The 22,043-nt window shown below is 68.6% G+C and carries 18 protein-coding genes and 1 tRNA gene; 9 read left to right on the top strand and 10 right to left on the bottom strand.

The genetic code is table 11. From position 1 onward, the window contains the following. Positions 1-3 precede the first annotated feature (3 nt). The 6 genes from OG966_RS10680 (at position 4) to OG966_RS10655 (ending at position 6,732) form a co-directional block, all read left to right on the top strand. Positions 4-309, top strand: a complete 306-nt coding sequence (locus OG966_RS10680) for a chorismate mutase (protein WP_326649258.1) — start codon at positions 4-6, stop codon at positions 307-309. Between the two features lie 82 nt (positions 310-391). Beyond that, the gene (locus tag OG966_RS10675; protein WP_326649257.1) at positions 392-688 is read left to right on the top strand and encodes a type II toxin-antitoxin system Phd/YefM family antitoxin; all 297 of its coding nucleotides are present in this window, start codon (positions 392-394) and stop codon (positions 686-688) included. Continuing rightward, positions 685-1,086: a type II toxin-antitoxin system VapC family toxin gene (locus tag OG966_RS10670; RefSeq protein WP_326649256.1), complete on the top strand. Its 402-nt coding sequence runs from the start codon at positions 685-687 to the stop codon at positions 1,084-1,086. The genes OG966_RS10675 and OG966_RS10670 overlap by 4 nt, the downstream gene beginning before the upstream one ends. A gap of 70 nt (positions 1,087-1,156) precedes the next feature. Next, positions 1,157-3,673, top strand: a complete 2,517-nt coding sequence (pepN, locus tag OG966_RS10665) for an aminopeptidase N (protein ID WP_326649255.1) — start codon at positions 1,157-1,159, stop codon at positions 3,671-3,673. Between the two features lie 249 nt (positions 3,674-3,922). After that, entirely contained in the window at positions 3,923-5,323 is a 1,401-nt protein-coding gene (locus OG966_RS10660; protein WP_326649254.1) for a pyridoxal phosphate-dependent decarboxylase family protein, read from the top strand. Next, a complete protein-coding gene (locus OG966_RS10655; protein WP_326649252.1) occupies positions 5,320-6,732 on the top strand; it encodes a lysine N(6)-hydroxylase/L-ornithine N(5)-oxygenase family protein in 1,413 nt (470 codons plus the stop codon). The genes OG966_RS10660 and OG966_RS10655 overlap by 4 nt, the downstream gene beginning before the upstream one ends. A gap of 19 nt (positions 6,733-6,751) precedes the next feature. Here OG966_RS10655 and OG966_RS10650 read toward each other — a convergent pair whose 3' ends face one another. Then, complete coding sequence (locus OG966_RS10650; RefSeq protein ID WP_326649251.1) at positions 6,752-8,557, bottom strand: bifunctional metallophosphatase/5'-nucleotidase; 1,806 nt, start codon at positions 8,555-8,557, stop codon at positions 6,752-6,754. Positions 8,558-8,723: 166 nt separating this feature from the next. Here OG966_RS10650 and OG966_RS10645 point away from each other — a divergent pair, with 166 nt between their 5' ends. Both OG966_RS10645 and pyk read left to right on the top strand, forming a co-directional pair. Then, positions 8,724-9,434 carry an SIMPL domain-containing protein gene (locus OG966_RS10645; protein ID WP_326649250.1) on the top strand — a complete coding sequence of 237 codons (711 nt, stop codon included), beginning with the start codon at positions 8,724-8,726 and terminating at the stop codon, positions 9,432-9,434. Positions 9,435-9,590: 156 nt separating this feature from the next. Continuing rightward, a complete protein-coding gene (pyk, locus tag OG966_RS10640) occupies positions 9,591-11,024 on the top strand; it encodes a pyruvate kinase (RefSeq protein ID WP_326649249.1) in 1,434 nt (477 codons plus the stop codon). A 233-nt stretch (positions 11,025-11,257) separates the two neighbouring features. On the opposite strand, the gene OG966_RS10635 is transcribed toward pyk, so the two are convergent. After that, positions 11,258-11,332: transfer RNA gene (locus tag OG966_RS10635), tRNA-Leu, on the bottom strand. 99 nt (positions 11,333-11,431) lie between these two features. Between OG966_RS10635 and OG966_RS10630 the strand changes: the two genes are divergently transcribed. Beyond that, positions 11,432-12,085, top strand: coding sequence for an ANTAR domain-containing response regulator (locus OG966_RS10630; protein ID WP_326649248.1), 654 nt, complete (start codon positions 11,432-11,434; stop codon positions 12,083-12,085). A gap of 62 nt (positions 12,086-12,147) precedes the next feature. Here OG966_RS10630 and OG966_RS10625 read toward each other — a convergent pair whose 3' ends face one another. The 8 genes from OG966_RS10625 to OG966_RS10590 all read right to left on the bottom strand — a co-directional run bounded on the left by OG966_RS10625 (position 12,148) and on the right by OG966_RS10590 (position 22,016). Continuing rightward, positions 12,148-12,864, bottom strand: coding sequence for an ABC transporter ATP-binding protein (locus OG966_RS10625; protein WP_326649247.1), 717 nt, complete (start codon positions 12,862-12,864; stop codon positions 12,148-12,150). After that, the gene (locus OG966_RS10620) at positions 12,861-13,733 is read right to left on the bottom strand and encodes an ABC transporter ATP-binding protein (protein WP_326655152.1); all 873 of its coding nucleotides are present in this window, start codon (positions 13,731-13,733) and stop codon (positions 12,861-12,863) included. The genes OG966_RS10625 and OG966_RS10620 overlap by 4 nt, the downstream gene beginning before the upstream one ends. 5 nt (positions 13,734-13,738) lie before the next feature. Then, on the bottom strand, positions 13,739-15,568 hold the full coding sequence (locus tag OG966_RS10615; RefSeq protein WP_326655151.1) for a branched-chain amino acid ABC transporter permease: 1,830 nt from the start codon (positions 15,566-15,568) through the stop codon (positions 13,739-13,741). A 5-nt stretch (positions 15,569-15,573) separates the two neighbouring features. Continuing rightward, positions 15,574-16,506, bottom strand: a complete 933-nt coding sequence (locus tag OG966_RS10610; RefSeq protein WP_326649246.1) for a branched-chain amino acid ABC transporter permease — start codon at positions 16,504-16,506, stop codon at positions 15,574-15,576. Positions 16,507-16,606: 100 nt separating this feature from the next. Beyond that, positions 16,607-17,836, bottom strand: coding sequence for a branched-chain amino acid ABC transporter substrate-binding protein (locus OG966_RS10605; protein ID WP_326649245.1), 1,230 nt, complete (start codon positions 17,834-17,836; stop codon positions 16,607-16,609). An 872-nt stretch (positions 17,837-18,708) separates the two neighbouring features. After that, positions 18,709-19,131: a hypothetical protein gene (locus OG966_RS10600; RefSeq protein WP_326649244.1), complete on the bottom strand. Its 423-nt coding sequence runs from the start codon at positions 19,129-19,131 to the stop codon at positions 18,709-18,711. 50 nt (positions 19,132-19,181) lie between these two features. Beyond that, the gene (locus OG966_RS10595) at positions 19,182-19,658 is read right to left on the bottom strand and encodes a PaaI family thioesterase (RefSeq protein WP_326649243.1); all 477 of its coding nucleotides are present in this window, start codon (positions 19,656-19,658) and stop codon (positions 19,182-19,184) included. 84 nt (positions 19,659-19,742) lie between these two features. Beyond that, positions 19,743-22,016, bottom strand: a complete 2,274-nt coding sequence (locus OG966_RS10590; protein ID WP_326649242.1) for an FdhF/YdeP family oxidoreductase — start codon at positions 22,014-22,016, stop codon at positions 19,743-19,745. Between the last annotated feature and the right edge of the window lie 27 nt (positions 22,017-22,043).

Genomic DNA, 22,043 nt, shown 5'->3' with positions numbered 1-22,043 from the left:
ACCATGACCACGAGTGACATCGACGATGCCGTACGCGCCGAACTGAACAGCCTGCGCGAGAGCATCGACAACATCGACGCGGCGGTCGTCCATATGCTCGCCGAGCGTTTCAAGTGCACCCAGCAGGTCGGCCACCTCAAGGCGCGGCACAATCTGCCGCCCGCCGACCCGGCCCGCGAGGCCCGCCAGATCGAGCGGCTGCGGCAGCTCGCGGAGAGCGCCAAACTGGATCCGGCGTTCGCCGAGAAGCTGCTGAACTTCATCATCGCCGAGGTCATCCGGCACCACGAGACGATCGCCCGCTCCTGACAGCTCGCCCCTGTGTACTTCATAAGGGGGAAAGCGCCGCACGTTGCTGGAAGTGCCGCGCGCCACTCGTAGCGTGGGTGCTATGACCACAAGAGTGCCGATCCGCCGGCTTCAGCAGCACGCGAGCGAACTCATCGAGAGGGTCGCGTCCGGGGAGCGCGTGGAGACCACGCGCAACGGCAGGCTCGTTGCGGTGCTCGCCCCGCCGGACCCGGAGCAGCGGGTGATGGAGGACCTCGTCCGCACGGGCACCGTCGACACGGAGAACGCGGAATCCGCGCGCGGGCTCGGCGACCGGCAGCCACTGGCCGCCCGTCCCGGTCCGCCCGCCCGGCTCTCCGAGGTCCTGCCGGCGATGCGAGAGGAAGAGGACCGTTGATCTACCTCGACTCCTGCGCGCTGCCGAAGCTGCTCCTCCCCGAGCCCGAGACGGACGCGCTGCGCACCTTTCTGGCCGCACGTGCCGCGGAAGGCCATGTCACCGCCGCGCTTACCCAGACCGAGGCGGCCCGCACACTCGTACGCGCAGGGGCGGACCCCGAAGTGGGGGACGCCGCCGAGGAGATGCTCGACCGCGTACTGCGCATCCGTCTCACCGACCCGATCCTGCGCGCGGCCGGCCAGTACCCGCAGCGCCACTTGCGCAGCCTCGACGCGATCCACCTCGCGTGTGCCGAAGACCTCGAACAGGCGCTGACCGCGTTCGTCACCTGCGACAAGCCGCTGGCCGCGGCGGCCACTGAGCGGGACTTGCCGGTCGAGGCCCCCGGCGCGTAGAAGCGCGTGCGCTGACAGCAGAACCCCCACCCCGTGTGCGGACCAGGACCCATCGGGCAGCATTGCCCTCATGCCCGTACTGACGCGCGACGAAGCGCAGACCCGAGCCCAGCTCCTCGACGTCCACCGGTACACGATCGACCTCGATCTCACCACCGGCGTGGGAGTCCCCCCGGCGGAGCCCGGGGAAGAGACCTTCACTTCCCGCACCGTCATTCACTTCACCGCGCGCGCGGCCGGGGACACCTTCGTCGAACTCAAGCCCGCCGTGCTGCGCGCCGTCACCCTCGACGGACAGCCGCTCGACCCCGAGAAACTGACCGGGAACCGGCTCGCGCTCACCGGTCTCACCGCGGGGGAGCACGAGCTGCGCGTCGAGGCGGACATGCGCTACTCCCGCACCGGCGAAGGCATGCACCGCTTCACCGACCCCACCGACGGTGAGGCGTACGTCTACACCCAGCTGTTCATGGAGGACGTCCAGCGCGTCTTCGCCGCCTTCGACCAGCCCGACCTCAAGGCCGTCTTCGAGCTGTCCGTCACCGCGCCCGAGGGCTGGAGCGTGCTCGGCAACGGCATCGCCACCCAGACCGCCCCGGGCCGCTGGACCTGCGCGGCAACGCCGCCGCTCGCCACCTACTTCGTCGCCGTCGCCGCCGGCCCCTGGCACTCCGTGCGCAGCGAGCACGCCGGACTGCCCTTCGGCATCCACTGCCGCCGCTCGCTGGCGCCGTACCTCGACGCGGACGCCGAGGAGATCCTCGAGATCACACGCCAGTGCTACGACCGGTACCACGAGAAGTTCGAGGAGCCGTACCCCTTCGACTCGTACGACCAGGCCTTCGTGCCCGAGTTCAACGCCGGCGCGATGGAGAACCCCGGCCTGGTCACCTTCCGTGACGAGTTCATCTACCGCTCCGCCGTCACCGACACCGAGCGGCAGACCCGCGCCATGGTCATCGCCCACGAGATGGCGCATATGTGGTTCGGCGACCTCGTCACCCTGAAGTGGTGGGACGACATCTGGCTGAACGAGTCCTTCGCCGAGTACATGGGCTACCAGACCCTCACCGAGGCCACCCGCTTCACCGACACCTGGGTGGACTTCGGCATCGGCCGCAAGTCCTGGGGTTACGACGCCGACCAGCGGCCCTCCACCCACCCGGTCGCTCCCGACCCGGACGCCGTCCCCGACACCGCGTCCGCGATGCTCAATTTCGACGGCATCTCCTACGCCAAAGGCGCCTCGGCGCTGCGCCAGTTGGTAGCCTGGCTGGGCGAGAAGGACTTCCTCGCCGGTATCAACACCCACTTCGCCCGGCACAAGTTCTCCAACGCCACCCTCGCCGACTTCATCGACTCACTGGCCCACGCCACCGACCGCGATGTGCACGGCTGGGCCGAGTCCTGGCTGCGTACGACCGGCGTCGACACCCTCACCCCGGCGATCTCCGAGTCCGAGGGCGGCTGGTCGCTGACTGTCGCGCGCGACGGCAGCCGCCCGCACCGCATCGCCGTGGGCACGTACGACGCCGACCCGGTGGACGCGGGCCGGCTCGTGCTGCGCGACCGTATCGAACTGGACATCCCGCAGAGCCGGAACGGCGCCCACCCGGGCCGCCGCCCGGCCCTCGTCGTCCTCAACGACGGCGACCTCAGCTACGCCAAGGTCCGCCTGGACACCGCCTCCTGGAACACGGCCGTACGTTCCCTGTCCGGCATCCCGGACCCGCTGACCCGCACCGTCGTCTGGAACGCCGCACGCGACATGGTCCGCGACGGCGAACTCGCCCCCACCGCCTATCTGGAGGCGGCCCGCGCCCACCTCCCGAGCGAGTCGGACCTCGCGGTCGTCCAGGGCATCCTCGCCTTCGCCGCGACGCAGCTCGCCGACCGCTATCTCCCCGCCGGGGACCGGCCCGCCGCACTCGCCGCACTCAGGGACATCTGCCGCGCACTGATGCGCCGCACCGAGGACGGCAGCGACCCGGGCCTGCGGCTCACCGGCGTACGTCACTTCATCGACGCCGCCGCGCAGCCGGAGACGCTCCAGGAGTGGCTCGGCGACGGCAGCGTGTCCGGCGGCCCGGAGCTCGACCCCGAGCTGCGCTGGCGCATCCTGTACCGCCTCGCCGTCCTCGGCGCGACCGACAACACCGCCATCGACGCGGAACTGGACCGGGACCCCAGCGCCACCGGCCAGGAAGGCGCGGCCCGCTGCCGTGCCGCGCTGCCCACCCCGGAGGCGAAGGCGGCCGCCTGGGATCGTCTGTTCACCTCCGACACCCTCTCCAACTACCTCTTCACCGCCACCGCCCAGGGCTTCTGGCAGCCCGAACAGGCGGATCTGGTACGCGAGTACGTGCCCCGTTACTACCAGGACTCGGTCGGGCTCGCCGCCCGCCGCGGCCCCGCCATAGCGGAAGCCGCGGGCCGCTACGCCTTCCCGCTGCACGCCGTGGACGCGGAGACGCTGCGCCTGGGCGAGGAGTGTCTGCGCGACGCGGAGATGATCCCTGCGCTGCGCCGCAAGCTTGTCGACCAACTCGACGATCTACGCCGGGCGTTGGCGGTACGCGGCGGGTAGCCGGTGCGTCCGGGGCTGCGTCCCCGGACGCCCTTCGGTGTGTCCTCGACCGCCGGACGGGCTGAGATCCAGCCCGTCCGGCGGAACCGGAACCCCGCCCGCCACATACCAGCGACCCCCACCCCCAACTCCCGCCCTTCCCACCGCAGTACCACTTTCGGGTCCGGATCGTTGAGCTCAGCGGACACCCCACGGGATTGCCCGTACACCCTGGGTTGTGCCACGTCCGCGCTCCCCGAAGGACCCCGTATGAGTACGCCGCAGCCCGACCCGGCCCTCGCCGGAGGCACCGCAGGACCCGACGCCCTGCGGCCGCTGCTCGCCGTCGTGCTCGAGGCACTCCACGACGGCGCGGCGGAACGCGGCGGGCCGCTCCCGGCAGGCGGCCCCGAGGCCGTGGCCGCGCGGGTGCGCGAGGCCGCCGAGCCGCTGTTCCCCGAGCGCGGCACCGGAGCCGAAGAGGCCCTCCGCAGCCTCGTCCGCGCCCTCGCCCAGGGCGCGGCCGACCCGGCGGACCCGCTGTGCGCCGCCCATCTGCACACCCCGCCGCTCGCGCTCGCCGTGGCCGCCGACCTCGCCGTGTCCGCGCTCAACCCCTCCATGGACTCCTGGGACCAGGCACCGGCGGCCTCAGAGCTGGAGGCCGCCGTCACCCGCACCCTCGCCGTCGAGGTCTATCCGAGCGGCCCCGACCCCGACGCCCTTGTCACCACCGGCGGCACCGAGTCCAACCAGCTCGCGCTGCTGCTGGCCCGCGAACGACACGGCGCCGTCCAGGTCGTCTGCGGAGCCGGCACCCACCACTCCGTACACCGTGCCGCCTGGCTGCTCGGCCTGCCCGAGCCGGTGACCGTCCCCGCACCCTCCGGCACCCTCGACCCGGCCGCCCTGGACGACGCCCTCACCGGTCTGTCCGGCCCGCTCCTCGTCGCCGCCACCGCGGGAACCACCGACACCGGGCGTATCGATCCGCTGCCCGAGATCGCCGGCCTCTGCGAGCGGCACGGCGCCGAGCTCCATGTCGACGCGGCCTACGGCGGACCGCTGCTCTTCAGCGCGTCCCGCCGCTCCCTGCTGAACGGCCTCGACCGCGCCCATTCCGTCACCGTCGATCTCCACAAGATGGGCTGGCAGCCGGTCGCCGCAGGCCTGCTCGCCGTGCCGGACCGGTCCCGCCTCGCCCCGCTCGGCCACACCGCCGACTACCTCAACGCCGACGACGACACCGAAGCGGGCCTGCCCGATCTGCTGGGCCGCTCCCTTCGTACGACACGACGCCCCGACATCCTCAAGATCGCCGTCACCCTCAGAGCGCTCGGCCGCACCGGCCTCGGCGCACTCGTCGACCGCACCTGCGCCGCCGCCCACCAGTTCGCCGATCTCATCGAGAAGACCCCCGGTCTCGAACTGTACGAACGGCCCACGCTCTCCACCGTCCTGTTCCGACCGGTCGCGGCCACCGACGAACGGACCGCCCGCATCCGCCGCACGCTCCTCGCCGAAGGCCGCGCCGTCCTCGGCCGGGCCCGCGCGAAGGACCGCCTCTGGCTCAAGGCCACCCTCCTCAACCCCCACGCCACCCCCGGTGACCTGGCAGCTCTGATCCAGGAAGTCCTGACCGAACTCGTGGAAGGCAGCACCCCCCGATGACCGGCACCCCCCTCACCGAACTCGATCAGCCCCGCGACCTCGTGGGCATCGGCATCGGCCCGTTCAACCTTTCCCTCGCCGCGCTCGCCGACCGCGTCCCCGGTGGTATCGCCGCCACCTTCTACGAGCAGCGGCCCGCCTTCCACTGGCATCCCGGCCTGCTGATCGAGGGCGCGACGCTCCAAGTCCCCTTCCTCGCCGACCTGGTGACCCTCGCCGACCCGGCCAGCCCCTGGACGTTCCTCAACTACCTGCGCGACCGGGACCGGCTCTTCCCCTTCTACTTCGCCGAGCGGTTCCACATCCAGCGCGCCGAGTACGACGCCTACTGCCGCTGGGTCAGCGATCACCTCCCGAGCCTGCACTTCGGCCACCAGGTCGACGCCGTCCGCTGGAACCCCGAACGCGCTCTCTTCGAGGTCGACTTCACCCAGCTCGACGCCGACGGCGGGGCGGAGGCGCTGGGCCGCGCGTACAGCCGGCACATCGCACTCGGCGTCGGCACCGAGCCCTACATCCCCGAGCCGCTCAAGCCGCTCGCGGACGCCCCCGCCGTCCCGGTCATCCACTCGGCGGACTATCTCGAGCACCGCGAACGGCTGCTGGCCGCCGAACACATCACGATCATCGGCTCCGGACAGTCGGGCGCCGAGGTCTTCCTCGATCTGCTGCGAGTCAGGCCCGAGGGAGCCGAGAAGCTCCACTGGCTGGCCCGTTCCGAGGCGTTCGCGCCGATGGAGTACTCCAAGCTCGGCCTGGAGCACTTCACACCCGACTACACGCGCTACTTCCACGCCCTGCCCGAGCCGACCCGCGACGCGCTCGTCCCGCGACAGTGGCAGCTCCACAAGGGCATCGACGCCGACACCATCGCCGCGATCCACGACGAGCTCTACCGCCGCACTCTGCACGGCGGCTGGCCCGATGCCGTCCTCACTCCGGGCGTCTGCGTACGCACCGCGGGCCGCGTCGCCACCACCAAGGTCGAACTGCACCTCGAACACGCCCAGCAGGGCACCCGCTCCCGCCTCACCACCGACGCCGTGGTCCTCGCCACCGGCTACCGCGAGCGCCCGCTCGACCGGATGCTCGCCGGCCTCGATCCGTATGTGCGCCGCGACGCGGCGGGCCGGCCGCATATCGACGAGCAGTTCCGGCTGGTCCTCGACGGCTCGGTCACCGGCTCCGCATACGTACAGAACGCCGAACGGCACACGCACGGCGTCGGCGCTCCCGACCTCGGCCTCGCAGCCTGGCGCAGCGCGAGCATCCTCAACTCCCTCACCGGCAAGGAGCCCTACCCGCTGCCGCGCCGCACCGCCTTCACCAGCTTCGGCCTGGAACGGCGCGAGGCGCCCAGCATCCCCGCACCGGCGCCGGAGCTGACGCCCCTCACCCGGGGAAACTGAACGCCTCGCGACGAGAGGGCTAGAAGACGGGCGTGCCGTCCCTGGTCAGCTTCCAGCCCACGGTCGCGAACTGCGCGGGGTCGACCGTGCCCTTCGCCTTCACCCAGTTGATGATCGTGTTCCGGATCTCCTCCGAATTCGCCCACAGCTGCTGGGACTTGGCTACATGCGGGAAGTTCCCGCCGCCGCTGGCACGGTAGTTGTTGACGGCCAGCACGAACTGCGCCGCGGCGTCGATCGGCTTGCCGTCGAAGGACAGATTCACGATCCGCGAACCCGCCGGCCTGGCGACGTCGATCTCGTACGTCAGACCCGAGACGGCGTCGTAGTTGTAGTCCGGAGTGTTGTCGGCGTTGGTCAACTTTGAGGTGTCGACAGGACCGCCGGCCGGAGTCTGCACGTAGTACCGCGCCGAGAACTCCAGATAGTCCTTGAGCTGCCCGCCGGTCAGCAGCCGCGCCTCCAGGGTGTTCTCGAAGACGTAGAGCCCGGCCGCGTCCCTGATGGTCACCTGGCCGGCCGGGATCGCCGCGGTACGGGAGAAGCAGGACGCCTGCGAGAGGACGGGCAGCGCCGCGTACTGGCCGCCGGCCAGCGCCGCCTTCACCGTCTCCGCCTGGACGTGATTGATCAGATCGATGATCGGCTCGTCCTTCCACGGCGCGTCGGCCGTGGTCATGGCGGTGGTGGAAGTGCCGATGACCTGGTTGACGTACGCGACGACCTTCTTGTGCTCGTCGCCGAGCAGCCCGGTGATCTTCGGGTCCTCATCGGCCGTGTTGGAGTTGAGGACCTGGGCGCCGACCTTCTCGACCGTCCAGCGGCCCTTCTCCCATACGAGGTCGAAATCGAACAGCGTGAGCCGCTGACCCCACTTCAGCGGCTCGGAGAGCACGACCTTCTTGCCGGTCTCCTTGTTGGCGACGAAGTACTCGGCGATCTCGGTGTGCGCGTGGCCGACCAGTATCGCGTCAATACCGGGCACCTGCTCCGCCACCAGACCGGCGGCGTTCTCGATGTACGGGAGCTGGTCACCGTAGGAGGAGGTGCCGCTGGAGCCCGAGTGGGCGGAGACGATCACTACGTCCGCGCCCAGGGAGCGCAGCTTCGGCACCCACTTCGCGGCCTGCTCCTCCAGGCCCGGGAACGTCATCTTCCCCTGCACATTGGCCTTGTCCCAGATGGCGATGCCGGGGTTGGTGAGGCCGAGGACGGCGACCTTCACATCGCGGCCGCACGGGGTACGCAGCCGGTGCATGCTGTACGGGCGGAAGGCCGGCCGGAGCGTCTTCGCGTCCAGCGCATTCGCACCGAGCAGGGGGAAGTCGCACTGCTCCTCGAACTTGCGCAGCACGGGAATGCCGTAGTTGAACTCGTGATTGCCGAGCGCCGCGGCGTCGTAGCCGATGGCGTTCATGGCCTGCGCCATGGGGTGCACGGGACCGCGCTTGGCCGTGATCGGGTCGACCTTGGCGTAGTAGTACGAGAGCTGGGTGCCCTGGATGGTGTCACCGGCGTCGATGAGCAGCGTGTTGCGCCGGCCCTTCTCCTTGCGGATCTTCTCCACGAGCGTCGATATCTTCGCCAGGCCCACATCGTTGTGGGTCTTGTCGTCGAACTCCTTGTCCGTGAAGTAGTCCCAGTTGAAGACATTGCCGTGCAGGTCCGTGGTGCCCATGACGGTGAAGGAGTACCGCTTCGGCGAATGTCCGTGGCCGTGGCTCTGTTCGGCGGCGCCTGCGGGCAGGGCGGTGGCGCCCGCGATGGCCACGCCGGCGCCGGCGGCGGCCGACCGCTCCAGGAACGTCCTACGGTTCAGCGGCATTTCGTCTCCCTCGTTTCGGTACACAACGCGCGTAGATTCTGGCGCAGGAGCAGTATCCGGCAACACCCCTCGAGGGTTTCGATCTGGTGTCCGCCGGTTGTCCCGCGCGGGATGCGAGAGTGTTCATGACGTTCCGGCACGACCACGACGTACGAGGGAGCCTCCCGTGACCACCGACGCACCCAACACCGCCGCGCCGTACGGCACACCGGAGACGCCGCGGGTCGCCGTGCGCGGCGAGGCGCGCCTGGAGTTCGACCCGGAGATCGCCAGGATCGGCGTCGCGGTCAGCGCGCGCGGCACGGACCGGCGCAGCGCGCTGGAGGACCTCACCCGCCGCAACTCCGCCGTCCTGGACCTGATCAAGTCCTACGGCGAAGCGGTGGAGAAGCTGGAGACCGGCGCCTTTTCGATCACTCCGGAGCTCACGCGGCACGGCCGCGGCGAACGCGTCCGCGCCTACTACGGCCGTGTCCACATCACCGCCGAGCTCAGCGACTTCACCGCGCTCGGCGAGCTCACCACGCGCCTCGCGGATCTCGAGCTGACCCGGGTGGACGGCCCCTGGTGGGCCCTGCGCCCGGACTCGCCGGCCCACGGTGAGGCCCGCCGTCAGGCGGTGAAGGAGGCCGTCCAGCGGGCCCGCGAGTATGCCGAGGCCCTGGGTGCGCGGCTGGCCGCGCTGGTCGAGCTGGCCGATCTCGGCGCGGAGAACGCCGTCGCGTACGGAATGCCTGCGGCACCCGGCATGCGCATGGCCGCGTACGGCGCGGCCGACAGCGCGGAGATGGCCCCGGCCCTCGATCTGGAGCCGCAGCGCCAGACCGTCTACGCCCAGGTCAACGCCCGCTTTACGATGACGCCGCCGCAGCTGTAGCGGGACGTGCTCCGGGGTGCGCCCCGGCGATAGGAAATGCTCATCGGAGCACCCCCGCGCACAATTCAACACTTGTCAATAAGGCTTCACGTAAAGGTTGTTGAGTAGTCATGCGCGGCCAATTCTCTACCGGCCGGTAAGCTCTAGGCTCGAATCATGCGCCGAGCAAAGATCGTCTGTACTCTTGGGCCCGCCACCGACACATACGACCAGATCAAGGCACTGGTCGAAGCCGGAATGGACGTCGCCCGCTTCAACCTCAGCCACGGCACCTACGCCGAGCACGAGGAGCGCTACCAGCGCGTACGAAAAGCCTCCGACGAATTGGGCCGCAGCGTCGGCGTCCTCGCCGACCTTCAAGGTCCGAAGATCCGTCTCGGACGCTTCCGTGAAGGACCCGTACTGCTTGAACGCGGCGATGAATTCACCATCACGGTCGAGGAGATGGAAGGCGACCGCCGGATCTGCGGCACCACCTACCAGGGCCTCGCCGGCGATGTGACCACCGGAGAGCGCATCCTCGTCGACGACGGCAAGGTCGCCCTCGAAGTGACCGCGGTCGACGGCCCCCGGGTCCACACCACCGTCGTCGAAGGCGGCATGATCTCCGACCACAAGGGTCTCAACCTCCCCGGTGTGGCCGTCTCCGTGCCCGCGCTCTCCGAGAAGGACATCGAAGACCTCCGCTGGGCCCTGCGCATCGGCGCCGACATCATCGCCCTCTCCTTCGTACGCAGCGGACGCGACATCCAGGACGTGCACCGCGTCATGGCGGAGGAGGGCCGCCACCTTCCCGTGATCGCCAAGGTCGAGAAGCCCCAGGCCGTCGAGAACATCGACGACATCGTGGCCGCCTTCGACGGCATCATGGTCGCCCGCGGCGATCTCGGTGTGGAAATGCCGCTCGAGCAGGTCCCGATCGTCCAGAAGCGCGCCATCAAGCTCGCCAAGCGCAATGCCAAGCCGGTCATCGTCGCGACCCAGATGCTCGACTCGATGATCGACAACTCCCGCCCCACCCGCGCCGAGGCGTCCGACGTCGCCAACGCCGTCATCGACGGCACCGATGCCGTGATGCTGTCGGGCGAGACGAGCGTCGGGAAGTACCCCGTCGAGACGGTGAAGACGATGAGCCGCATCGTCGAGGCGGCCGAGGAGGATGTCCTCGCCAAGGGCCTGCCGCCGCTGACCGAGCGCAACAAGCCCCGTACGCAGGGCGGCGCGGTGGCCCGTGCGGCAGCCGAGACGGGCGACTTCCTGGGCGCGAAGTTCCTGGTCGCCTTCACGCAGTCCGGTGACACCGTCAGGCGGCTCTCCCGCTACCGCTCGCCGATCCCACTGCTGGCCTTCACACCCGACGTGGCCACCCGCTCCCAGCTCAACCTGACCTGGGGAGTGGAGACCTTCCTCGGTCCGCACGTCGGGTCCACCGACGCCATGGTGGCCCAGGTCGACGAGGAACTGCTGAAGATCGGCCGCTGCGCGAAGGGCGACATCGTCGTCATCACGGCAGGCTCCCCGCCCGGAGTCGCGGGCTCCACGAACCTCGTGCGGGTACACCACATCGGCGAGGACGACAGCCCGAAGTAGGTGCAGGGGAAGCAGCTGTCGGGCCGGGGCGTCAGTACTTCGGCCCGACGTGTGCGTCCATGAGCGCGATGGACGCACACGGCCACCGAGATGTTCTGGGCCGCTCGACTCCCGCGAGCCGACTTCCACTCGACTGCCGTGATCTCGAAGAGCAGGCCTCGCATCGAAGGGAGGTTCACTGGCGTGAGTGAAGATCCCCGAAATGTGAGGTGACCTTGGAATTGAAGTAAAGGTGCCCCGGGTCGGACTCGAACCGACACTGTATGGGTTTTGAATCCATTGCCTGCTGCCAATTGGGCTACCGGGGCTCGCAGAATCAAAGGTTCCCCCCGACCTGCTGCAGCACCACCTTACCGCAGCTGGGTAGGCTCTTGGAGAGCTGTATATGTCCCGCACCGAGGAGTCCCGTGACCGCCCCCGACTCGCCCCAGCCCGCCCACGAGGACGACAAGTCGCACGTCCCTCCGCTGACGACCCGCGTCGTGATCGCCGAGGACGAGGCGCTCATCCGGCTCGACCTCAAGGAGATGCTCGAGGAAGAGGGCTACGCGGTGGTCGGCGAGGCCGGTGACGGTCAGCGGGCCGTCGAGCTCGCCCGGGAGCACCGCCCCGACCTGGTCATCCTTGATGTGAAGATGCCCGTCCTGGACGGGATCTCCGCGGCCGAGAAGATCGCCGAGGAGTCCATCGCCCCCGTCCTGATGCTGACCGCGTTCTCGCAGCGCGACCTCGTGGAGCGGGCCCGGGACGCCGGAGCCATGGCGTATCTGGTGAAGCCGTTCAGCAAGAGCGACGTCGTGCCGGCGATCGAGATGGCGGTCTCCCGCTTCGCCGAACTGAAGGCGCTGGAGCAGGAGGTCGCCGACCTTTCCATGCGGCTGGAGACGCGGAAGCTGGTCGACCGCGCGAAGAGCATTCTGCAGACGCAGTACGGGCTGACCGAGCCCGCCGCGTTCCGCTGGATCCAGAAGACCTCGATGGACCGGCGGCTGTCGATGCAGCAGGTCGCCGAGGCGGTCATCGAGGACGCCGAGGAGAAGAAGGCCGCGAAGGGCGAGTAGGGCATACGGAGAGGCCCGCACCCCGAGCTCGGGGTGCGGGCCTCTCCGTATGCGCGTACGGCTCAGTCCTCGCCGAGATACGTCTTGCGGACGTTCTCGTCGTGCAGCAGGTCCTGGCCGGTGCCCGTCAGCTTGATCTCGCCGACCTCCATCACATGGCCGTGGTCGGCCAGCGAGAGGGCGGCCTGGGCGTTCTGCTCGACGAGCAGGATGGTGGTGCCCTGGGACTTCAGCTCGACGATGGTCTCCATGATCTTCTGCATCATGATCGGGGAGAGACCCATCGACGGCTCGTCCAGCATCAGCAGCTTCGGCTGCGACATGAGCGCGCGGCCCATGGCCAGCATCTGCTGCTCGCCGCCCGAGAGCGTGCCGGACGCCTGCTTCCTGCGCTCTCCCAGGATCGGGAAGAGGTCGTAGGCGCGCTGGATGTCCTTTTCGATGCCCGCCTTGTCGGTGCGCAGGAACGCACCGAGCTGGAGGTTCTCGGCGATCGTCAGCCGCGGGAAGATGTGCCGTCCCTCGGGCGAGTGGGCCAGGCCCAGCGCGACGATCTTGTGGGCCGGAACGCCGCTCAGCGGCTTGCCGTCGAAGATGATCCGGCCGCCGGAGGGCTTGAGCAGCCCGGACAGCGTCCGCAGGGTGGTGGTCTTGCCCGCACCGTTGGTGCCGATGAGGGTGACGACCTGGCCGGCCTCGACGCTGAAGGAGATGCCCTTGACGGCTTCGATCTTGCCGTAGGCGACCCTGAGGTCTTCGACCTCGAGCAGAGCGGTCACTGGGTTTCCCCTTCCGTGCTGGTGGTGCTCTGTGCCTCGGCGGCCTCTACCTCGGCCGCCTCCGCCGCGCCCGGATCGCCCTCGAAGGGCGTGCCGAGGTAGGCGGCGATGACCCGCTCGTCGCCCTGGACGACCGAGGGCGTGCCCTCGACCAGCTTCTCGCCCTGGACCAGGCAGGCGACGCGGTCGCACAGATTGAAGATGAAGCGCATGTCGTGCTCGATGACGAGAACGGCGATGCCCTGGTCCCGGATGGCGAAGATGAGTTCTTCGGTGACCCGGGTCTCCTGCGGGTTCATTCCGGCGGTGGGCTCGTCGAGGAGCAGCAGGCCGGGCTCGCTGGCCAGGGCGCGTGCGATTTCGAGCTTGCGCTGCTCGCCGTAGGGGAGGTTGCGGGCGAGGTGATCGGCCTTGTGCGCCAGGCCGATGAACTCCAGCAGCTCCATTGCCCGCTCGTGCGAGGCGGCTTCGGCCTTCTTGAAGCCGGGGCCGCGCAGCAGGGCGGACCAGAGACCTTCCTTGGTCCGGGTGTGGCGTCCGACGAGGACGTTCTCCAGGACCGTCATGTTGGCGAAGAGCCGGATGTTCTGGAAGGTCCGGGCGACGCCTGCCTTGGTGACGAGGTGGGGCTTGGGCGGCAGGACGGTGCCCTTGTAGGTGACCTTGCCCTCGGTGGGGATGTACAGACCGGTGAGGCAGTTGAAGAAGGTGGTCTTGCCCGCGCCGTTGGGACCGATGAGGCCGACGATCTCGCCGGCCCGGACCGTGAGGTCGACCGAGCGTACGGCGGTGAGGCCGCCGAAGCGCATGGTGACTCCGCTGGCGTCCAGCACGGTGTCGGTCGTGGTGTTCGTGGTGGTGGTCGTCATGTCCTTCACGCCCCCGCCTTGGCGATGCCGACGCCGGAGTCCGGAAGGCCCTTGTCGGGTACGTCGAGTTGGTCGGTCTCGTGGAATTCGAGCTGGGCGCGGCGGTTGGCGATGAGGCCTTCCGGACGGAAGCGCATCAGCAGGATCAGCGCGATACCGAAGCCGAGGAGCTGGTAGTCCTGGAGGAACTGCAGCTTCGCCGGGATCATGTAGAGCAGCGTGGCGCCGATGAGAGGTCCGCTGATGGTGCCCATGCCGCCGAGGATGACGGCCGCCAGCAGGAAGGCGGAGTTGGGCGGGACCGGACCGGCGAACTGGTACATCTCGGGGACCACGGTGTGCTGGACGTGAGCCTGCACGGTGCCGGCGAGGCCGGCCAGAGTGGCGCCGAGGGCGAACGCGATGAGCTTGACCCGGAAGCCGTTGATGCCCATGGCGGTTGCCGCGGTCTCGTCCTCGCGGATGGCGACCCAGGCCCGGCCGATACGGGAGCTGCCCGCCCGGCTGAAGACCAGGATGACCAGGATCATCGCGAGCAGCATCAGCAGATAGTAGTTGGCGTAGCTGCCGAGCTCGACGCCCAGGACCGTGTGGGGCTCGCCGAAGTTGAACCCGAAGAACACCAGGTCCGGGATGTTCGGGATGCCGTTGGGACCGTTGGTGATCTGCGGTCCCGATACGCCGTCGAGGTTGCCCACGGTGATACGGAAGATCTCACCGAAGCCGAGGGTGACGATGGCGAGGTAGTCGCCGCGCAGTCGCAGGGTCGGAGCGCCGATGACGACTCCGAAGATCAGCGAGACGGCGGCGCCGGTGAGGACGGCGGCCCAGAAGGGGAACTGCACGTCGAACGCGGACGCCGTGGTCCCGGAGACGAGTGCGGCGGTGTACGCGCCGACGCCGAGGAACGCGACGTATCCGAGGTCGAGGAGACCCGCGAGACCGACGACGATGTTCAGGCCCAGGGCGACGGTCGCGAAGATGAGGATGTTGACCGCGATGAGTGTGTACGTGTCGGTGTTCTGCGTGAACGGGAACGCCGCGGCCGAGACGAATGCGGCGATGAGCGTCACCTGGCGGTACTTGGCGGTGAGCCCTGAGAGCCGCCCGACGAGGCCAGCCTTGAAGAGCGCGGCGACGGCGAAGCCGACGGCGATGAGGTAGCCGGTGAACAGCTCGGCGTACTCGGTGTCGATGCCGTAGGTGACCACGTACATGCCGACGCCGAAGGAGCCGACGATGATCAGGATCTCGGCCCAGGAGGGGAGCTTCCGTGCGGTTGGCACGGTGCGGTCGATGCGGCCGAGCCGGACGTACCGGTAGAGCGCGTAGAACACGAGGCCGAGGACGACCGCGAGGAACCAGTTCCACTTCGGCAGATCGGCCTTGGTACGCCGGTCGAGCGGCAGCCCAAGCGCACCGATGACGGCGATCAGGCTTCCGGCTGCGGCGACGTAGCCGCCAGGCTCCAGGTTGGCCAGGCCGCCCAGTTCGACCGCGATCGCGATGATGGCGAACCAAGTCGTGGCCAGGGAGCCGAAGGCCAGTACAGCTGTGGGGTTGTTGCTCCCCGCGGGGTTGAGCCAGCCGAGACCGCGGACTCCATAGCCCGCGACGGTGAACAGGAGCGTGACGATCCCGGCAACCAGCGTGAGGACTTGGAGTCCGCCCGGGTACCCGGTGACTGTGAGGTTGCCGGGGAAGTCGGCGGTCCATGTCCATGCGAGGAAGGTGGAGGCGATGGTCAGTACCGCGCCCGCTGTGGTGACCGCACGTGCGACGGCCGGCGACAGCGGGATGACCGGGGTCGTCTCAGTGGTGGTGTCGGTGGTCATGGTTCTCACGCCCGATCCGCGACGCGCTCACCGAGCAGACCCTGTGGCCTGACGAGAAGCACGACGATGAGAAGTACGAAAGCCCAGACGTTGGACCAGGCGCCGCCGCCGAGCTGCTGCATGCCGGGGATGTGCTCGATGTAGGCGATCGACAGCGATTCGGCGAGGCCCAGGACGATGCCGCCGACCATGGCGCCGTAGATGTTGCCGATGCCTCCGAGGACTGCGGCGGTGAACGCCTTCAGTCCGAGGATGAAGCCCATCTCGAAGTTGATCTGGCCCTTGTCCAGGCCGTAGGCGACCGCGGCGACCGCGGCGAACGCGGCGCCGATGGCGAAGGCCATCACGATGATGCGGTCGGTGTTGATGCCCATCAGCTTCGCGGTGTCCGGGTCCTGCGCGGTGGCCTGCATGGCCCGGCCGCTGCGGCTCTTCGAGACGAAGATGCCGAGGCCGAGCATGCACAGCGGGGCGAGGACGAGGACGAAGGCGTCGGCGCGCTGGATCGACAGGTTGTCCAGGATCTTGAAGGACTCACCCGTGAACTCCGGGAAGCTCCTGGCCTTCTTGGCGTCCGGGTAGAAACCCCAGACGAGTTGCTGCAGGGCGATGGAAAGGCCGATCGCGGTGATCAGCGGGGCCAGCCGTGGCGCACTGCGCAGCGGCCGGTAGGCGAAGCGTTCCGCGGCGGTGGCGACGGCGACGGAGGCGATTGCGCCGCCGATGATCATGAGGGGTATCGCCACCAGAAGTGAGGTTCCGCTGGGGAGCCAGATGTAGGTGGTGAGGGCGCCGAAGCCCCCGATCATGAAGATCTCGCCGTGGGCGAAGTTGATGAGCTGGACGATGCCGTAGACCATGGTGTACCCGATGGCGATGAGGCCATAAAGGGCACCGAGGGCAAGGCCGTTGGCCAGCTGTTGCGGCAGTTCGTTCACCGCAGGGCCTCCGATGAGCGTGTCGGATATGACACCGCGCGAGGGCGCTTGTTGCGCCCTCGCGCGGTCTGGTTCATTTGGTGCGGGGCAATGCGGTGGATCAGTCCTTGAACGTGGCGCTCTTGACGTCCGCCCAGTTGTTGCCCTTGACGGAGTAGACGGTGAGCTGCTTGTTCGTGGTGTCACCGAACTCGTCGAAGGCGACCTTGCCGGTCACACCGTCGAAGGAGACCTTGGACATGGCCTCGGTGACCTTGGCGCGGGCGTCGGCCGGCACCTTGCCGTCGTTGGCGGCGACGACAGCCTTGACGGCCTGGATGACGGCCCAGGCGGCGTCGTACGAGTAGCCGCCGTACGCCGCGTACGGGTCCTTGTAGCCGCCCGCCTTGTAGTCATCGATGAACTTCTTGGCGGTCGGGAGCTTCTCGACCGGGTAGCCGACGGACGTCGCGAGGTCGCCGTCGTTCGCCACACCGGAGGCCTTGATGAAGGCGGGGTCGTAGATACCGTCGCCACCCATGGTGGGGATCTTCGCTCCGGCCTTCTTGACCTGGTCGGAGAGGAGACCGCCCTCGGGGTACTGGCCACCGAAGTAGACCGAGTCCGCTCCGGAGGACTTGACCTTGTCGGCGGTGCTGGAGAAGTCGGTCTCCTTCACCGTGACGTGGTCGGTGCCGGCGATGGTGCCGCCGAGACGCTTGAACTCGTCGGAGAAGATCGCGGCGAGGCCGGCGCCGTAGGTCTGCTTGTCGTCGACGACGTAGACCTTCTTCTTCTTGGCGTCGTTGTACAGGTATTGGGCGGCGAACTTGCCCTGGACGACGTCCGTGGTGGCGGTGCGGAAGTACGTCTTGAACGTGCGCTTCTTCTCGCCCGAGCCCCACTTGTCGCCCTGGGTCAGCGACGGGTTGGTGTTGGCCGGAGAGACCTGCGTGAGGTTCGCCGTGTTGAAGACGCCCTGCATGGACTGCGAGACGCCGGAGTTCAGCGGGCCGACTACACCCAGAACGTCCTTGTTGCCTACGAGCTTGGTGGCGTTGGCCTGACCGGAGGCAGGAATTGCCTGGTCGTCGTAGGATTCGACCTTGAATTCAATGCCGGGGACTTCGTTGTTCTTGTTCGCGGTCTTGGCGGCGAGGTCCACGGAGTTCTTGATCCCCTGGCCCAGTGCGGACAGCGAGCCGGTCAGCGGTGCGTCGACGCCGATGACCACAGTGGTCTTGTTGCCGCTGTCGGTCCCCTTGCTGTCGTCGCGCGAGCCGCAGGCGGAGAGTGTGAGTGCTCCCGTGGTGACCACGGTGGTGAGGATGAGCAAGGAACGCTTTCGCACGATAAATCCTTTCCCTGGCGCGGCACCTCTCCTGAGGTGCCGTTTGGTCGCCGGGCCGTACTGGGGGGTACACGGCCGTGCTGTGATGCGCCCGGCGGCGCGGTGACTGGCCGTGACTCTAAGGGCAGCCGACGGGGTCAGGGAGGCAGGGAGTCAGGATGTGACGTTCTTGTTATGCCAAGGCCAAGGCTCCGTGGGGGGACTGTGGACAGATCGGGCTTTCGGCGCCCCGGAGTTTCGACCACATGGTGAGAACGTGCAGTTCCGCTATGGGGATTGAGTTGATCTTGAGGCCGGTGGCGGACAGGGGGCGCGGAGAGCCCCGGCAAGATCGGCGGCGCAGGCCCGGTTGGCAACGAAGCCCGGATTCTCGTTTACGCCGTTGTTACGTAGCGTTACGTCAAGGAAGAGCGGCACCACCTCGCGGGGATCCCCGCGCAGCTTCGCGCCAGTGGCTTGAACGGTGACGGTGTGGGTCGTACCAGGGCGTATGCGAAAGGCGGGGGGCCGGCCGGACGCTGGTCCGCATCATGGCGCCGGTCGGCGGGCGTCGTCACCGGTGACCGGTGATCGATGATCGGTGATCGGTGATTCGCGGGCGACGGCGCGTCGAAGGTGCGGTGTGGAAGACACGTGCGCGGACGTCCGGTTGGCCGATCGGCCCTTCGTGCGTGATGCGCGCATACGCGTGACGAGCCCGGATCGGGGTGGAGGTTCGGGCCGGTGCGGGGCGAGCTGGGCCGCGGTGGGGGCCGGAGCAGTGGCCGCGGCTGCAGCGAGCGCGTGGTGAGGCCAACGAGCCGTCCGGTAATCGGTGTTGGCGTTGCAGACGATCTCGGGCGGCTCGGTGTGCGGACCGCCGGTGGACAGTTCTACCGGTCCGAAGGTGCCGCTGATTTCGGCGGACGCCAGTTCTCCGAGCTGCCGGTCGCGCCGTTCCGGGCGGCGCACTTCTGCCGGGCCCGGACGTCGATCAAGGCGAGGGCCGCGTCCCGGCCTTGGCGCTTTTCCTCGGCGCGGGCCGCGGCGACGATCTCCTCGTGGATGGCGTACTGCTCGTTGGACAGCCCCTTCTGCTCCCAGTCGATTCCCGACCACTTGCTGCCCTTGAGTGTCTCTTTCGCCCAGTAGGAGACGAGACTTGTGCATATATCGGCAGGCGAGGACTTCTGCGGTACGGGTGTTGGCGTGGTGGGCTGCCCGGACGAGGAGGATTCCGTGCAGCCCGCCACGGCAAGCGTGACCAGAAGCGCGTAGGTGGCGTACCCGACCGAGATGTGCGGCTTGGTCCCCATGGGGGCAAGCTAGGCCGTCACGATCCGTGGCACAACAAGCCTGCGGATGATCAGCCGCTGAACCCGGCCGGCCCGTCGGAGTCGCGCAGCAGACAGGTGAGCCGGGCCGTACAGAGCCGCTTCTCCTGCTCGTCGGTGATGATGATCTCGTACGTGGCGGTGGAGCGGCCGCGGTGCACCGGTGTGGCGATTCCGGTGACCAGGCCGGAGCGGACGCCGCGGTGGTGGGTGCAGTTCAGGTCCACGCCGACGGCGATCTTGGAGGTCCCGCCGTGCAGCATCGAGCCGACCGAGCCGAGGGTCTCGGCCAGCACGGCGGACGCGCCGCCGTGCAGGAGCCCGTAGGGCTGGGTGTTGCCTTCGACCGGCATCGTGCCGACGACCCGCTCGGCCGAGGCCTCGAGGATCTGCACGCCCATGCGCCGGCCCAGATGTCCGGCGGAGAAGAGCGCGGGCAGATCGACCCCGAGCGCGGCGTATTCGTCGATGACCTCTTGCGGGAATTTCACATTGGTCTGCTCGCCCATGGGGTCCGGCTCCGATCGTCAGTACGTTGCGTGCTGTGTGCACCGTCTTATCAGATGCCTGAGCGAACGCTTAGACGGGAGGTCTCATTCCCCGTGCTCGAACCGGATCACCACGGACTTGCTCGCCGGGGTGTTGCTGGTGTCCGCCGTGGAGTCCAGCGGCACCAGCACATTGGTTTCCGGGTAGTACGCGGCCGCGCAGCCACGGGCAGTGGGGTAGTACACCACCCGGAAACCGGGGGCACGCCGCTCCACGCCGTCCTTCCACTCGCTGACCAGATCGGTGTACGAGCCGTCCGCCAGGCCCAGCCCGCGAGCGTCCTCGGGGTTCACCATGACCACCCGGCGACCGCCCTTGATACCGCGGTAGCGGTCGTCCAGGCCGTAGATCGTGGTGTTGTACTGGTCGTGCGAGCGCAGCGTCTGCAGCAGCAGCCGGCCGACGGGCAGCTCGGGAAACTCGACGGGTGCGGCGGTGAAATTGGCCTTGCCGGTGGCCGTGGGGAAGCGGCGTTCGTCGCGCGGAGCGTGGGGGAGCGTGAAGCCGTCGGGACGGGCGATCCTGGTGTTGAAGTCCTCGAAGCCGGGCACCACGCGCGCGATGCGGTCGCGGATGGAGCCGTAGTCCTTCTCGAAGTCCTCCCAGGGCGTGACCGAGCCGGGGCCGAGCACGGCACGCGCCATCCGGGCCACGATGGCCGGCTCGGACAGCAGATGGGGACTCGCCGGAGTGAGATTGCCGCGTGAGGCGTGCACCATGCCCATCGAGTCCTCGACGGTCACGAACTGTTTGCCCCCCGCCTGTACGTCCTTGTCGGTACGGCCGAGGGTGGGCAGGATCAGCGCCCTGGTGCCGGTGACGGCGTGCGAGCGGTTCAGCTTCGTCGACACATGCACCGTGAGGCGGGCCCTGCGCATCGCGGCCTCGGTCACTTCGGTGTCCGGCGTCGCGCCGACGAAATTGCCGCCCATGGCGAAGAAGACCTTCGCCTCCCCGTCGCGCAGCGCCTGAATGGACCGTACGACGTCGAAGCCGTGGTGACGCGGCGGAGCGAAGCCGAACTCCTTCTCCAGGGCATCCAGGAAGGCCGGGGCAGGCCGCTCGAAGATGCCCATGGTGCGATCGCCCTGGACATTGGAGTGCCCGCGCACGGGGCAGACGCCGGCGCCCGGGCGGCCGATGTTGCCGCGCAGCAGAAGGAAGTTGACCACCTCACGGATGGTCGGCACGGCATGCTTGTGCTGGGTCAGACCCATCGCCCAGCAGACGATGGTGCGCTTCGACGCCAGGACCATCTCGAGCGTCTGCTCGATCACGGCGCGTTCGAGGCCGGTCGCGACGAGGGTCTCGTCCCAGTCGGCGGCACGGGCCGCGGCCACGAACTCCTCGTAGCCATGGGTGTGTTCGCGTACGAACGCCTCGTCGACGGCCCCGTCCGTCTCGAGTATCAGCTTGTTCAGCAGCCGGAAGAGTGCCTGGTCGCCGCCGATGCGGATCTGCAGGAAGAGGTCGTTGAGCGCGACGCCCTTGACCATGCCCCGCGGGGTCTGCGGATTCTTGAACCGTCCAAGGCCGGCCTCGGGCAGCGGATTCACCGAAATGATCTTCGCACCCGCCGCTTTGGCCTTCTCCAGGGCCGAGAGCATCCGGGGATGGTTGGTGCCGGGGTTCTGCCCGGCGACGATGATCAGGTCCGCCTCGTGGATGTCCTCCAGCGAGACGCTGCCCTTGCCGATGCCGATCGTCTCGGTGAGCGCCGAGCCGGAGGACTCGTGGCACATGTTCGAGCAGTCGGGAAGATTGTTGGTGCCGAATTCGCGGGCGAAGAGCTGGAACAGGAACGCCGCTTCGTTGCTGGTGCGGCCCGAGGTGTAGAAGAGCGCCTCGTCGGGCGATGCCAGCGCCGTGAGCTCCTCCGCGATGATCGCGAAGGCTCGCTCCCAGGTCACCGCCTCGTAGCGGTCGGCGCCTTCCGGCAGGTACATCGGCTGCGTGATACGGCCCTGCTGCCCCAGCCAGTACCCGCTGCGCGAGGCGAGGTCCGTGACGGGATGCGCGGCGAAGAAGTCCGGCGTGACCCGGCGCAGCGTCGCCTCCTCGGCGACCGCCTTCGCGCCGTTCTCGCAGAATTCCGCCATGTGCCGCTTGTCGCCCTCGGGCCAGGCGCAGCCCGGACAGTCGAAGCCGTCCTTCTGATTGACCTTGAGCAGGGTCTGCGCCGTGCGGCGCACCCCCATCTGCTGCTGGGCGATGCGCAGGGTGTGCCCGATGGCGGGAAGACCGGCCGCCGCCTGATGCGGGGCCGCGACCTGCGGCGCGTCCTGGACCGGGTCACCAATGGGAGGCTTGCTGGCCATCGAGCTCTCCTTCGAGCCTGCGGCGTG

Origin of the sequence: Streptomyces sp. NBC_01750, assembly GCF_035918095.1 — a bacterium.
Taxonomy (GTDB): domain Bacteria; phylum Actinomycetota; class Actinomycetes; order Streptomycetales; family Streptomycetaceae; genus Streptomyces.
Note: the sequence above shows the minus strand (reverse complement) of the source record. Positions and strands in the feature narration are given on the sequence as shown.

Excerpts from the sequence above, each read along its gene's own strand:
- OG966_RS10680 (WP_326649258.1), top strand. The coding sequence starts at position 4 with ATGACCACGAGTGACATCGACGATGCCGTACGCGCCGAACTGAACAGC.
- OG966_RS10675 (WP_326649257.1), top strand. The coding sequence starts at position 392 with ATGACCACAAGAGTGCCGATCCGCCGGCTTCAGCAGCACGCGAGCGAA.
- pepN (WP_326649255.1), top strand. The coding sequence starts at position 1,157 with ATGCCCGTACTGACGCGCGACGAAGCGCAGACCCGAGCCCAGCTCCTC.
- OG966_RS10660 (WP_326649254.1), top strand. The coding sequence starts at position 3,923 with ATGAGTACGCCGCAGCCCGACCCGGCCCTCGCCGGAGGCACCGCAGGA.
- OG966_RS10655 (WP_326649252.1), top strand. The coding sequence starts at position 5,320 with ATGACCGGCACCCCCCTCACCGAACTCGATCAGCCCCGCGACCTCGTG.
- OG966_RS10650 (WP_326649251.1), bottom strand. The coding sequence starts at position 8,557 with ATGCCGCTGAACCGTAGGACGTTCCTGGAGCGGTCGGCCGCCGCCGGC.
- pyk (WP_326649249.1), top strand. The coding sequence starts at position 9,591 with ATGCGCCGAGCAAAGATCGTCTGTACTCTTGGGCCCGCCACCGACACA.
- OG966_RS10620 (WP_326655152.1), bottom strand. The coding sequence starts at position 13,733 with ATGACGACCACCACCACGAACACCACGACCGACACCGTGCTGGACGCC.
- OG966_RS10615 (WP_326655151.1), bottom strand. The coding sequence starts at position 15,568 with ATGACCACCGACACCACCACTGAGACGACCCCGGTCATCCCGCTGTCG.
- OG966_RS10600 (WP_326649244.1), bottom strand. The coding sequence starts at position 19,131 with ATGGGGACCAAGCCGCACATCTCGGTCGGGTACGCCACCTACGCGCTT.
- OG966_RS10595 (WP_326649243.1), bottom strand. The coding sequence starts at position 19,658 with ATGGGCGAGCAGACCAATGTGAAATTCCCGCAAGAGGTCATCGACGAA.
- OG966_RS10590 (WP_326649242.1), bottom strand. The coding sequence starts at position 22,016 with ATGGCCAGCAAGCCTCCCATTGGTGACCCGGTCCAGGACGCGCCGCAG.